Raw genomic sequence first — 13,378 nt, forward strand, 5'->3', positions numbered from 1 at the left:
GATGAACATGTCAGAGAGCTGATGGTTGGTGCGAATCAGTATGGAATTGATGTGGAATGGGCTTCGGAGCTTCCAAACCGAAACGAAAGAAGTAGGCTTTGGCGACATGATCTCATCGATACAAGAGACACGTATTGTTTTTGATACGGTAAAGTGCGTTACATTTGTAACGAATTAAGGTGGCACCACGGGAGTACCCGTCCTTTCTATAGGATGAGTACTCCCTTTTTGTGTATAAAAAATTAAATAAATGAAATCGTTTAAGTAAGAAGAGTACGTATATTGGAGACGTTACAGAGAGCCGGGAATAGGTGGGAGCCCGGTACGGTGCCATATACGGAATGGGCTTACGAGAGGTATGCTGAACAATTATTTTTAGTAGGCAACCCGGGTTCCGCCGTTACAAGGATAAGGTATAAAATTTGTACCTGAACAAAGCGGGATGCTTTTGCATCCAACACGAGGTGGTACCGCGGTATATTTATCGTCCTCTACATATTTTCGATATGTAGGGGACTTTTTTATTTTTCAGAGTGAGGTGAAGGACATGATGACGAAAGAAGAATTTATAAAACAAAAAAGAGAGAGAAAGACATTTTTAGTAATTACTGAAGAAGAAGGAGATAGCATTACGCCAATTTCTTTATATAGACGTATGAAAGGAAAGAAGAAATTTTTATTAGAAAGTTCACAGCTTCATCAAGATAAAGGGCGTTATTCTTACTTAGGATGTAATCCTTATGAAGAAGTAAAAAGCGTTGGTACGGAAGTAGAACGAACGATTTTCGGGCAAACAGAAAAGTTACAAGGTAACGTACTACAAGTGTTAGAAGAAATAATCGCACCATCACAAGTAGACAGCCCATTTCCATTTTGCGGAGGAGCAGTTGGTTATATTGGATATGATGTCATTCGGCAGTATGAAAACATTGGAGCGGATTTACACGACCCATTAAATATTCCGGAAGTACACCTCTTACTATATCGTGAGTTTATCGTTTACGATCATTTACGCCAAAGGTTGTCGTTTGTATATGTATGCAGGGAAGATGATTCAGCAGATTATGAGGAAGTATACGAAAGGCTACGAGTATACAAAGAGGAAGTGCTACAAGGAGAAGAAACTGAAGTAAATGCAATACAATCCACATTATCATTCACTTCTTCTATAACGGAAAAAGAGTTTTGTGGGATGGTAGAAATGGCGAAAGAACATATAAGAGCTGGAGACATATTCCAAGTCGTACTGTCACAGCGTTTACAAAGTGAATGTATTGGTGATCCATTCGCGTTATACCGAAAACTTCGAATTGCAAATCCATCACCATATATGTTCTATATCGATTTTCAAGATTATGTTGTACTCGGTTCTTCACCGGAAAGTTTGCTATCAGTAAGAGAGAATAAAGTGATGACGAATCCAATTGCTGGTACAAGACCGAGGGGGAAAACGAAAAGGGAAGATGAGGAAATCGAAAAAGAACTGTTAGGCAATGAGAAAGAGCGAGCAGAGCATATGATGCTTGTAGATCTTGGGCGAAACGATATTGGTAGAGTGAGCGAAATCGGCTCGGTTACGATAGATAAATATATGAAAGTAGAAAAATACTCTCACGTTATGCACATTGTATCTGAAGTTTACGGAATATTGCGGAAACAAATGAGCGGATTTGATGCATTAGCGTATTGCCTACCAGCAGGAACAGTGTCGGGAGCTCCGAAAATTAGAGCGATGGAAATTATAAATGAGCTAGAGAATGAAAAAAGAAATGTATACGCCGGAGCAGTTGGATACGTTAGTTTTTCAGGAAATCTTGATATGGCGCTCGCCATTCGAACGATGGTCGTAAAGGATGAAAAAGCATACGTTCAAGCAGGAGCAGGAGTCGTTTACGATTCAGATCCAGTAGCTGAATATGAAGAAACATTAAATAAAGCGAGAGCGCTTTTGGAGGTTATGAAATGATTGTACTTATCGATAATTACGATTCGTTCACATATAACTTGTACCAACTGTTAGGCGAACATGAAGAAGAAATTGTAGTTGTAAGAAATGATGAAATAACGATAGAACAGTTAGAAGAGATGAATCCAAGAGGAATTGTACTTTCACCAGGACCAGGAAAACCAGAGGATGCCGGCATTTGTATCGACGTCATCCGCCATTTTTATAAGAACGTTCCCATATTAGGGATTTGTCTAGGCCACCAAGCGATCATAGCTGCATTTGGAGGAGACATTGTTAGAGCAGAACGTATTAAACACGGAAAAACATCGCGTGTGAAACATAACGGAACGTCAATCTTTTCATACGCTACACAGCCGCTAACGGCGATGCGCTATCATTCCCTTGTTGCAGAGCACACGAGCTTGCCAAAGTGTTTTGACATATTAGCGACAGCGATGGACGATGGAGAAATAATGGCAGTCCGTCACAATTATTATCCGCTCTTCGGATTACAGTTTCATCCGGAATCAATCGCAACAGAAGAAGGCGGAAAGTTAATACGTGCCTTTTTAACAGAAGTAAAAGAGGAGGAAAGAGTATGAATAACTATCTTCGTAAATTAGTGGAGGGTCAACATTTAACAGAAGAGGAAATGTATAAAGCAGGACTACTTTTATTAAGTGAAAACATATTAGAAAGTGAAATTGCAGCTTTCTTAGTCTTACTGAAAGCGAAAGGTGAAACTGCAGAAGAAATATACGGCCTTGTTCGAGCTCTTCGCGAAAAGGCACTACCATTTTCGAACCATATACAAGGAGCGATGGACAATTGCGGAACGGGTGGTGACGGTGCCCAAACGTTTAATATTAGTACAACATCGGCATTTGTACTGGCAGGAGCTGGCGTAAAGGTTGCAAAACATGGTAATCGAGCTGTTTCTAGTAAAACAGGAAGTGCGGACTTATTAGAAGAATTAGGTGTAAATATTAGCAGTACGCCAATCGAAATTGATTATTTACTAGAGCATGTGGGCATTGCATTTTTATTTGCACCAGCGATGCATCCAGCACTAAGGCGCATTATGAAAATAAGAAAAGAGTTAAACGTGCCGACGATCTTTAATTTAATTGGCCCTTTAACAAATCCAGTGAATTTAGAAACACAATTTGTCGGTATTTATAAACGAGATATGTTATTACCAGTTGCGCAAGTATTACAAAAGTTAGGCCGGAAACAAGCACTTGTCGTAAATGGAAGTGGTTTTTTAGATGAAGCATCATTACAAGGGGAAAATCACGTAGTCCTTTTAAAAGATAATGAAATAGTGGAAATGATTATTGATCCAGAAAAGTATGGTTTTTCAAGAGTGAAAAATGAAGAAATTAGAGGGGGGAATTCAAAAGAAAATGCAAAGATTACAGTCGGCGTATTGAGCGGAGAAAAGAGTGTTTATCGCGATACCGTTTTATTAAATGCAGGTCTAGCTCTTTTCGCAAATGGAAAAACGGAAACGATTGAAGAAGGAATTAAACTCGCGGCACATAGCATTGACTCTGGAAAAGCATTAGCCAAATTAAACTTATTAATTGTAGCAAGCAACGAAAAATTAGAAAGGGTGAACTAAAGTGGGGACGATTTTAGATGAAATTTTAGAACAGAAGAAAAAGGAAGTTGCGGAGTTATATGAAATATATACACCAGTAAAAACAAAAAGAAAGACACATTCACTTGTAGAAGCGTTACAGCAGTTTACTGTCATTGCAGAAGTAAAGCGAGCATCACCATCAAAAGGAGATATCAATTTACACGTTGACGTACGAAAACAAGTGGGAACATATGAGAAATGTGGTGCAGGAGCAGTATCTGTTTTAACAGATGGTCAATTTTTTAAAGGATCGTTTCACGATTTACAAACAGCAAGAGAAGAAAGTAACATTCCGCTTTTATGTAAAGATTTCATAATCGATAAGATTCAAATCGATAGAGCGTATGAAGCGGGAGCAGATATTATTTTACTAATCGTAGCAGCGTTAACGAAAGAGAAGTTAAAAGAGTTGTATAGCTACGTGTTAGAAAAAGGATTGGAAGCGATTGTTGAAGTTCATGATGAACAGGAATTAGAAACTGCGATTGTATTAAATCCGCACGTTATTGGCATTAATAATCGTAATTTAAAAACGTTCGAAGTAGATTTAAGCCAAACTGAAAAGCTTGGAAAAAGATTGAATGAGGAGAAATTACTTTGGATTAGTGAAAGTGGCATTCATTCAAAAGAAGATATTATTCGTGTTAAAAGAGCTGGAGCCAAAGGTGTATTAGTTGGAGAGGCGCTTATGACATCATCTTCTATTAGTAGTTTTTTTGAAGATTGTAAGGTGAATATATGAAAGTAAAAATTTGCGGCATCACTGATGTGGAAACAGCGAAAAGTGCGTGTGAATATGGCGCAGATGCACTCGGATTTGTTTTTGCGGAAAGTAAACGGAAAATCACTCCAAAGAGAGCGAAAGAAATCATTCAGGAGCTTCCAGCCAACGTGTTAAAAATCGGTGTTTTCGTAAATGAATCAGTAGAAGTGATCCAGAAAATTGCAGATGAGTGTGGGTTAACACATGTACAACTACATGGGGATGAAGACAATTATCAAATTAGAAGATTGAATATTCTGTGTATAAAGTCGCTAGGAGTAACTTCAGAGAGTGATATGAAAAACGCTCAAAGGTATGAAACGGATTATATATTATTTGATAGCCCGAAAGAAAAGTTTCATGGAGGAAATGGAAAGACATTTTCATGGGAACTACTTGGGCATATGCCAAAAGAATTGCGAAAGAAAACGATATTAGCTGGTGGATTAAACGCTCTTAATATAGAAGAAGCAATTCGAACTGTTCGGCCATACATGGTCGATGTGAGCAGCGGAGTAGAGACAGAAGGAAAGAAAGATGTAGAGAAAATAAAACAATTTATTATAAAAGCGAAGGAGTGTTCCAAATGAACTACGCATATCCAGATGAAAAAGGACATTACGGTATATACGGAGGACGATATGTTCCAGAAACGTTAATGCAATCTGTACTAGAACTAGAAGAAGCGTATAAAGAAGCGATGCAAGATGAAGCATTTCAAAAGGAATTAAATCATTATTTAAAAACGTACGTCGGAAGAGAAACACCGCTATATTATGCTGAAAATATGACGAAGTATTGCGGTGGTGCAAAGATTTATTTAAAACGTGAAGATTTGAACCATACAGGAGCTCATAAAATTAACAATACAATCGGTCAGGCACTACTTGCGGTGCGAATGGGGAAGAAAAAAGTTGTCGCTGAAACAGGAGCTGGACAACACGGAGTTGCAACAGCTACTGTATGTGCTCTTCTCGGGTTAGAATGCGTCATTTTTATGGGAGAAGAAGATGTAAGACGTCAAAAATTAAATGTGTTCCGAATGGAATTACTCGGAGCGAAAGTAGAAAGTGTAGCAGCAGGTAGCGGTACATTAAAAGATGCGGTAAACGAGGCGCTTCGTTACTGGGTTTCACATGTGCATGATACGCACTACATTATGGGATCTGTTCTCGGACCACATCCATTCCCCCAAATTGTCCGTGATTTCCAAAGCGTAATTGGGAATGAGACGAAGAAACAATATGAAGAATTAGAGGGGAAATTACCAGAAGCAGTCGTTGCTTGCATTGGTGGTGGGAGTAACGCGATGGGAATGTTTTATCCATTTGTACATGATGATGAAGTTGCTCTTTACGGCGTAGAAGCAGCTGGAAAAGGCGTTCATACAGAAAAGCATGCAGCAACTTTAACGAAAGGAAGCGTCGGTGTTTTACACGGATCAATGATGTATCTTCTGCAAAATGAAGAAGGACAAATTCAAGAAGCACACTCTATTTCAGCAGGACTTGATTATCCAGGTGTTGGTCCAGAACATAGCTTGCTAAAAGATATTGGCCGTGTTTCTTATCATTCGATAACAGACGAAGAAGCATTAGAAGCATTTCAATTATTAACGAAAAAAGAAGGCATTATCCCGGCGCTAGAAAGTTCACATGCTGTCGCATATGCATTAAAATTAGCTCCGAAAATGAAGGAAGATGAAGGACTTGTTATTTGTTTATCTGGCCGTGGTGATAAAGATGTAGAGAGTATAAAACGTTATATGGAAGAGGTGTAAAAAATGGGAGTAGAAAAAATTAAAGCAGCGTTTGAAAATGGCAAGAAAGCATTTATTCCGTACGTAATGGGCGGAGATGGCGGCCTTGAAAAATTAAAAGAAAGAATTCGTTTTCTAGATGAAGCTGGAGCAAGCATCGTTGAAATTGGTATTCCGTTTTCAGATCCAGTCGCGGACGGCCCAACGATTCAAAGAGCAGGAAAGCGAGCGCTAGATAGCGGCGTAACATTAAAAGGCATTTTTCAAGCGTTAGCAGAGGTAAGGAAAGAAGTACAAATGCCTTTTGTTCTTATGACATATTTAAATCCGGTACTTGCATTCGGAAAAGAGAGATTCATTGAGAACTGTATAGAAGCAGGTGTAGACGGCATCATCGTTCCAGACTTACCGTATGAAGAACAAAATATTATTGCGCCGTTACTTCGAGAGGCAAACATTGCGCTCATTCCACTCGTTACCGTAACGAGTCCTATTGAAAGAATTGAAAAAATTACGAGTGAATCAGAAGGGTTCGTTTATGCTGTTACAGTAGCGGGCGTAACGGGAGTACGTCAAAACTTTAAAGAGGAGATTCATAGTTACTTAGAAAAAGTAAAATCACACGTCAACTTACCAGTAGTCGCTGGATTTGGCATCTCAACAAAAGAACATGTAGAAGAAATGGTTACAATATGCGACGGAGTTGTCGTTGGAAGTAAGATCATTGAGCTTTTAGAAAATGAAAAGCAAGAAGAAATATGTGAATTAATATATGCAACAAAACAAAAAGAAGAGGCGTAGTCTCTTCTTTTTGTTTTGCGTAATAAATGTTAAAATATACAGAAAATACATATAATTTAGAGGGTGAGAAGGCATGCTAAGACGTAAACTACTATATCTATTTTTAACTGTACCGCTATACGCTTGGCTCATTAGCATGACGAAAATAGAGTTAATGGCTCTATTTTTAGGATATGTATTTATCTTTTCCAACTTAAATCGCATTCAAGAACAGTCTATTTTAGAAATATGTCTATTTTCGATTAGTATAGAATTATTTAGTATCGTTTCGATTGTATTATTAAACGAATTATTTCTACGGATTCATTCATTTACATTAATGAAATTTTGGAATATTGCATTGCAAGCAATATGTACTTACATTGTGTTTGTTGTGTTGAAAAAAATAATCGGACAGCAGACAGTTTTTCAGGATAATAGAAAATGGGAGTGAATGAAAAGGGGCCGTTTGCCTCCTTTTTTAAATCTGTTTTAAAAACAATTGAAAATTACAACATCTGTTATATAATAGTTAAAAATTGTATTTTAAACGAAATGAGATGATAACATGGCCATATTGTTGGCACTTATCCCAATTATGATGATTTTCATTTGTTTATTTTTATTTAAACAAACGTCATTAAGGTCTTCGTTAATTTCTTATGCTGTATGTGTTGGAATCGTTTTACTCTCGCCAACGTTTCAATTAGGGATAAGTGAAACTGTGCACGCAACGATTAAAGGGTGGTTAATTTGTTTTATTGTCGGGTACGTTTTATTTTTCGGTATTTTTTTATTTCACCTCATGAACAAAATGGGGTACATCGATCAAGTAGCACGTTTTCTAGAAGAAGTTACTCAGGATCGCTTATTACAAATGCTGCTTATGTGTTTTGGCATTTGCCCGCTTATTGAATCAGTAAGTGGATTCGGTATCGGCTTCATGGTTGCAGCACCTATTTTTCTTTCACTAGGATATAAACCATTTCAAGCTGTACTGCTCTCATTCATCGGCTTACTAGCTAGTTCATGGGGCGCAATGGCAACTGGTACGATTATCGGTTCGCAGCTAATAAATATGCCTCTTACAACACTTGGTACAAATACAGCGCTATTAAGTATTCCGATGTTTGCTTACTTTGTTATTCTTTCTTTATACGTTGTTGGCGGCTGGCAAGCGGTTATAGAAAAGTGGAAAGAAGGAGTAGGATTCTTTCTATTATTTTCTCTCGGAATCTATCTTTCTAATGCGTACGTAAGTGTTGAACTAGCCGGGATATTAAGTTCTATCGTTACGATTACATTTGGCTTTCTTATCATTAAATTAAAAGGAAAAAGTGGGCAAAATCTTATAATAGAACATGCGGCTGCAACGGAGAGAGAAGTATCCATTATAAAAATTATTAGCCCTTATATATTTCTAACAGTTTGTATTTTACTTTCTCGCCTCGTTCCAGCATTACATGATTTGTTCAGATCATATGCGGTTCTTGATTTGAAATCATACTCTTACAAACTAGAGTTACTATATTCACCAGGATTTTGGCTCGGTATGACTTGCTTATTTACTATTATTTTCTTCCGCATCCCGTCTAATATTATTAAACAATCACTCTCGCAAACGATCAAACAATGGATTCCTTTTGCGATTACGACGACAATGTTTATCGCCATTTCAGAACTAATGGGTGCATCAGGCATGCATTCATTACTCGCAAAGACAGCTGGTGATACATTTGGAACATTTTTTGTTTTCGTTGCTCCGTTTATTGGTGCTATTGGTGGATTTTTAACAGGTAGTAACGCAGGATCAAATGCAATGTTTATAAAACTACAAATGCAAACCGCACAAAACGTAGCACTCCCGTGGCAATACGTCACAACACTGCAAAACACCGCATCATCAGTAGCGACAATCGCTTGCCCGTCACGGATTACACTAGGTGCTTACTTATGTAATATCCCTTACCGTGAAAATGAACTGTTAAAGAAGACGACGTTAATGATCTTTGGTGCGGTTTTGCTTGTAATGGTAGAAGTTATTGTTTGGTATATGTTGAGAAATTAAAAATCCTCCTAAAATAGGAGGATTTTTTTTATGAGTGGATAATGATTTAAATATGAATAGCTTCTACTAAATGAATAGGAGATGAAATGTATGCCCCTAAAAAACTACGGTGTGTTAAAAGGTACAGTTATACAATCAAAGATTGGAAAAGGGAAAACACCTCATTATCAAGTTCATTTACAGGGCGAGACTGGAGTAGATTATCGTATTGCTATTAACGTAAAGTCGCAAAGTTATCCGTCAGAAGTTTTATATTTTGCGAGTAACGATATTCGGTCAGAGGCGATTCACATTTTACCGACATTACCATTTGGTTTTACGGAAGTAAAAAACAATGAACCGAAAGTGGCTTTAGATTATGTAAGAGGAAATCTATTTGACTCAAAACAAATGATTCCTTTGCCTCCCGAAAAAGCAGGAGCAGATAATGATTTAAACGAAAAAATAGAACGTTATATAAAGCGAGCGATGGAAGAAAAAGCAATTATTTACGCGTTTGGCGAAAGATGGGGAGCAGAAGAAAACACACCAGATTCCTATTTTCATTTCAAACCAGGAAACGGTATACATGATATTCACATGAATCAAGGGAATGTAGAAAAATGGCAAGGTGATGATGGCATCTGGCAAGATGGAGGAATACTTATTCACTTTGAAAAGGAAGAAGAATGGATTGGTATCTTTCTTGCCTTCCAATCACAGTCATGGTGTACCGATGAAGAGGGGCATGCTCGTGTTCCGGTTGAGCATTGTGATTATAAGGGGAATAATTAATAAGAAGAGGGCGTTCAAAAGGAACGCCCTCTTCTTATTTTATAAAACGAAAAACTAACGAGTGTAGAAAGACAAGAGAACAGCAGTGCCACACTAGAAAACGCAATGAGATACATATTATATTTCATAACCTGTCCAATTAGCTGATTACTGTCGTATTGAAACAGTCCTGCTATTATGTTGAATAAAAATAACACGATAAACATGACGACAACACCGTCTATTGATCCTTTAATGTCTGGTTTACTTAAAGCGATATGTGCGGAAATGCAAATGGCGATAAATAAAAATAACCAAAAGGAAGGATTCAATAAATTGCCGATTGTAAATAAGCTTTTCAATAATACAAACGTCGACAAGAGCATGTTTTGAATCATTTCTACATTAATAGAAGTAGAAGCAATCGTTTTTTCGAGAGTTGTATTAAATAAAAAATATGATTCTGGTACGAAATAGCGCATTAAAAGGATTAATGCAGTAATACCAGAAATAATAGGCCCAATACCGATAAAGAAATTCCCAATTCGTTGATACACACTTTTTTGATTGTATTGATGTTGTATATAACCTAAAGCCCCTTGACTTGTATCTGTTGGGAAGAACTGAGTCGCCACAATTTTATGACGGAACAGTACGCACATAATGGCATGTCCAAGTTCGTGAATCGGAACACCGATCCAAGCCGTTAATAGGAATCCTTTTCTTCCAAAAGCTCTCGACCAATACATGCGTGTGAGAGATTCTAAATGGCCTAATAGAAATCCAATTACAATGATAACGCCAATTAAAGATAATAATTGGATTACGCTTGTAAGGAGTATTTGAAAAATTGAGTTTACCAATTCCATTTTCTTTCATCCAATCTGTTAAAAATATTATTTATTCTGTTTCATAATAGCATTTTTTTTCAAGATTGCTAGCACATATATTTTCTTTCGGAAGAAGGATTTCAGAATCTTTTTCTTGTAGTCATGTTTTATGTACAAATTCATATATTGAACTTGTAACACCCTATAAGGTATATGCTTAAGGAGGGATAAGAGAATGAAATGTCCGTCATGTCATACAGAACATGCAGTAGAGGCAAAGTTTTGCGGGAATTGTGGACATTCGTTAACGGAAGAAGTAGTGGCAAGTAGTGGCAAAGAAGAAGGGCAGGAACAAGCGCGCGCGGCACAAGAAAAGGAAACGCGTCCAAATGAAACGGTAGAACAAGCGAAGCGGTTTGCGAGCGGCTATTTTCAATTTTTTAAACATGCATTACAAGCACCGACAGCGATTATGAAAAGCGGCACTATTGAAGTGCGAAATGGAATTGTAAGTCTTGTTCTTATTTGTTTTTTAGGAGCATGTATTTTTTATAGAATGATGAGTGCAGCATCAGCAGTTACGAGAACATTTGCACCAGATATATCTACTCCCACGTTTTTTGGAGAATCTATAACGGTCTTTTTCTTTTTATTAATTTTAACTTTATTTGTCGGATTTATTATTTTTGTAAGTGGTAAGATGATGAAATCATCTTTTTCGTTTCTTGAAGTATTTGGTATATGGGGAACGATAGCGACGCCGGCTATTGTCATATTAGTTCTTTCTTTTCTTTTTAGTTTTTTATTAATCTTTTTCTTACCGATATTATTATCGGTAGTTGCAACTTATATAGGGATTAGTATAACTGTAGCCGTATTAAAACTAGACAATGGCGGATTAGATCTCGTTTACACACTTATTATTGCAAATGTTTTAATTGGAATTGCAACGTTCATTGTACTTTGGTCTTACATTAGCACGATAATTCAAGCCTTAACACAGGGAATAACTGGCTTCTAATGAAAAGGTGGTTGACTGAATGAATGTATGTACAAAGTGCGGAGTTCAGTTTGAAGATGGTGTACAATTTTGTCAAAACTGCGGGATGAAGAGGGGAAGTCCTGTAGTAAAGAAGAACATGAGCAGTGGTACAAAAGTTGGCATTACACTGTTAGCACTATTTGTTATAGCGATTATTGGATTGTATTTGTACGGATCATCGTATTATACACAGGTGGCACAAGTAGACCGGATGATTACGATTTTACAAGAGCGGGACGGAGAGAAATTAGCTGAGATCGTTACGGCAGATGATCCGTCGGTTATGATAACGAGAGAGAGTTTAACGCCTCTATTTTCATATATAAAAGAAAATCCATCTTACGTAAATGAATTAAAAGGATATTTGAGACAAGGTGAAAAACAACGGGACGGAATAGAAAGAGCTGATTTTTCATTAACGAAAGACGGAAAGTATTTCTTTATATTTGATCGGTATAAATTGAAAGCGAAGACGTACTATACAACTTTGCTTACAAATGAAAAAGGCGTATCGTTAAAAATGAACGGAAAAGAAATTGATAAGACAGATGACAAAAAGTTTGAGAAGCAATATGGGCCATTTCTTCCGGGAAATCAAGTGTTTCAATCAGAATATAAAAATGACTATGTAAAACTATCACGTGAGGAAAAGGTTGTACTTATGAAACAAAGCCAAAATAACGTAACGATAGATTTAACGTTGCAAGGTCAATATATTACAGTTCAAACGAACGCGCCTGGTGCAACATTGTACGTAAATCAAAAACCAGTTACAGCGCTCGCAGGAGAAGAAATTACATGGGGGCCTGTAGCGACTGATGGAAGCGCGAAAATTTATTTAGAACGAAATGGAGAAAATGGACGGGAAACGACAAAAGTAGAGACGGTAACGGCACTTTCGTCTTATAATCTTCCATTCCAAACCAAAAGTACAGAAAAAACAGTTGTTTATAATGTTACCCCGCCACCTACGACTGGGTATGTATATAATGGTTTCATCTTTCCTGATAGTGATATTCGAAAATTAACGAGCACAGATTTAACCTATTTATCGAAAGAACAGTTGAAAATTGCTAGAAATGAAATATATGCAAGGCATGGACATATTTTTCAAACGAAAGATATGCAAGCGTATTTTGCAACACAGTCTTGGTATAGAGAAAATCCTTATTTTAAAGGAAAGTTAACAGATATCGAAACTTATAATATTGAACTGATTAAATCAAGAGAATAGAACACATGGAAAAAGGTACAGTGCATAACTGTACCTTTTTTATGGTTTTTTATCTGAACCAGGATCCCTTGAGAAAAAGATATGAAAGAGGAATGTGACTTTACTTGCTCCTCCTGATGTACTTGCTTGCACGTCAGATAATGCGTTAGATGTTAAAACACCTTCAGAATGAGGGGGTACGACTATTTTGAGAGTATCATCTGATTCTGATGATGCAGTAACTGTTATTGTATCATCAGATAAGTTCAAAATTTTTACAGTACCGATTGGTAAGATGGACTTGCCAGCGTGTGATGCTGAAGCAAAGTGAGAGCCTTTCCAAATCGTTTGTGGAAAAGTTTCATCATTAGATAACCAAGCACGAGCACTATAAATGGTTGCGTTAATAGAAAATTCTTGATCAAGCGACAAGGCGGGTTTTGGTTCTTTCGGTTCCTCTGGAAACTGAGCGAGAAGACCAGCGCACATGTATATTTCACCTACTTTCAATTGGTTACTGTTATAGCATATTAAACATGTTGTTTATAAGACACGACAGTTACCTATTCATACATAA

At 37.2% G+C, this 13,378-nt stretch carries 14 protein-coding genes and 2 other annotated features (1 of these 16 only partly in view); of the genes, 12 read left to right on the top strand and 2 right to left on the bottom strand.

Going from position 1 to position 13,378, the window contains the following annotated elements; translation table 11 throughout:
- Window positions 1-208 (top strand) — a binding site (T-box leader); it begins 30 nt to the left of the window's first position.
- Window positions 209-250: 42 nt separating this feature from the next.
- Window positions 251-495 (top strand) — a binding site (T-box leader).
- A gap of 52 nt (window positions 496-547) precedes the next feature.
- The 10 genes from trpE (at window position 548) to AC1Q8M_RS02515 (ending at window position 9,737) form a co-directional block, all read left to right on the top strand.
- Window positions 548-1,966 carry an anthranilate synthase component I gene (gene trpE / locus AC1Q8M_RS02470; protein ID WP_141532464.1) on the top strand — a complete coding sequence of 473 codons (1,419 nt, stop codon included), beginning with the start codon at window positions 548-550 and terminating at the stop codon, window positions 1,964-1,966.
- A complete protein-coding gene (locus AC1Q8M_RS02475) occupies window positions 1,963-2,550 on the top strand; it encodes an aminodeoxychorismate/anthranilate synthase component II (RefSeq protein ID WP_000636319.1) in 588 nt (195 codons plus the stop codon). Before trpE ends, AC1Q8M_RS02475 begins: the two co-directional genes overlap by 4 nt.
- Entirely contained in the window at window positions 2,547-3,572 is a 1,026-nt protein-coding gene (gene trpD, locus AC1Q8M_RS02480) for an anthranilate phosphoribosyltransferase (RefSeq protein ID WP_097822194.1), read from the top strand. The genes AC1Q8M_RS02475 and trpD overlap by 4 nt, the downstream gene beginning before the upstream one ends.
- A gap of 1 nt (window position 3,573) precedes the next feature.
- Window positions 3,574-4,335 carry an indole-3-glycerol phosphate synthase TrpC gene (gene trpC / locus AC1Q8M_RS02485; RefSeq protein ID WP_097822195.1) on the top strand — a complete coding sequence of 254 codons (762 nt, stop codon included), beginning with the start codon at window positions 3,574-3,576 and terminating at the stop codon, window positions 4,333-4,335.
- On the top strand, window positions 4,332-4,946 hold the full coding sequence (locus tag AC1Q8M_RS02490) for a phosphoribosylanthranilate isomerase (protein ID WP_071714529.1): 615 nt from the start codon (window positions 4,332-4,334) through the stop codon (window positions 4,944-4,946). The genes trpC and AC1Q8M_RS02490 overlap by 4 nt, the downstream gene beginning before the upstream one ends.
- Window positions 4,943-6,136: a tryptophan synthase subunit beta gene (gene trpB, locus AC1Q8M_RS02495; protein ID WP_097822196.1), complete on the top strand. Its 1,194-nt coding sequence runs from the start codon at window positions 4,943-4,945 to the stop codon at window positions 6,134-6,136. Before AC1Q8M_RS02490 ends, trpB begins: the two co-directional genes overlap by 4 nt.
- 3 nt (window positions 6,137-6,139) lie before the next feature.
- A complete protein-coding gene (trpA, locus tag AC1Q8M_RS02500; RefSeq protein WP_071714531.1) occupies window positions 6,140-6,916 on the top strand; it encodes a tryptophan synthase subunit alpha in 777 nt (258 codons plus the stop codon).
- A 73-nt stretch (window positions 6,917-6,989) separates the two neighbouring features.
- On the top strand, window positions 6,990-7,349 hold the full coding sequence (locus tag AC1Q8M_RS02505) for a DUF4029 domain-containing protein (RefSeq protein WP_053564990.1): 360 nt from the start codon (window positions 6,990-6,992) through the stop codon (window positions 7,347-7,349).
- A gap of 114 nt (window positions 7,350-7,463) precedes the next feature.
- Window positions 7,464-8,963, top strand: a complete 1,500-nt coding sequence (locus AC1Q8M_RS02510) for an L-lactate permease (protein WP_098855624.1) — start codon at window positions 7,464-7,466, stop codon at window positions 8,961-8,963.
- Between the two features lie 90 nt (window positions 8,964-9,053).
- Window positions 9,054-9,737 (top strand): DUF2278 family protein, encoded by a 684-nt coding sequence (locus AC1Q8M_RS02515; RefSeq protein WP_071714533.1) that lies wholly within the window; start codon window positions 9,054-9,056, stop codon window positions 9,735-9,737.
- Between the two features lie 14 nt (window positions 9,738-9,751).
- On the opposite strand, the gene AC1Q8M_RS02520 is transcribed toward AC1Q8M_RS02515, so the two are convergent.
- Window positions 9,752-10,585, bottom strand: coding sequence for a hypothetical protein (locus AC1Q8M_RS02520; RefSeq protein WP_071714534.1), 834 nt, complete (start codon window positions 10,583-10,585; stop codon window positions 9,752-9,754).
- Window positions 10,586-10,781: 196 nt separating this feature from the next.
- Between AC1Q8M_RS02520 and AC1Q8M_RS02525 the strand changes: the two genes are divergently transcribed.
- Complete coding sequence (locus tag AC1Q8M_RS02525) at window positions 10,782-11,567, top strand: zinc ribbon domain-containing protein (protein WP_000650084.1); 786 nt, start codon at window positions 10,782-10,784, stop codon at window positions 11,565-11,567.
- A gap of 19 nt (window positions 11,568-11,586) precedes the next feature.
- The gene (locus tag AC1Q8M_RS02530; RefSeq protein ID WP_098855623.1) at window positions 11,587-12,822 is read left to right on the top strand and encodes a TcaA 3rd/4th domain-containing protein; all 1,236 of its coding nucleotides are present in this window, start codon (window positions 11,587-11,589) and stop codon (window positions 12,820-12,822) included.
- A 39-nt stretch (window positions 12,823-12,861) separates the two neighbouring features.
- Here the strand turns inward: AC1Q8M_RS02530 and AC1Q8M_RS02535 are convergent, their stop codons facing one another.
- On the bottom strand, window positions 12,862-13,290 hold the full coding sequence (locus AC1Q8M_RS02535) for a hypothetical protein (RefSeq protein WP_000332398.1): 429 nt from the start codon (window positions 13,288-13,290) through the stop codon (window positions 12,862-12,864).
- Window positions 13,291-13,378: the final 88 nt, after the last annotated feature.

It is taken from the genome of Bacillus sp. GW823-FHT06A10, from assembly GCF_058795375.1.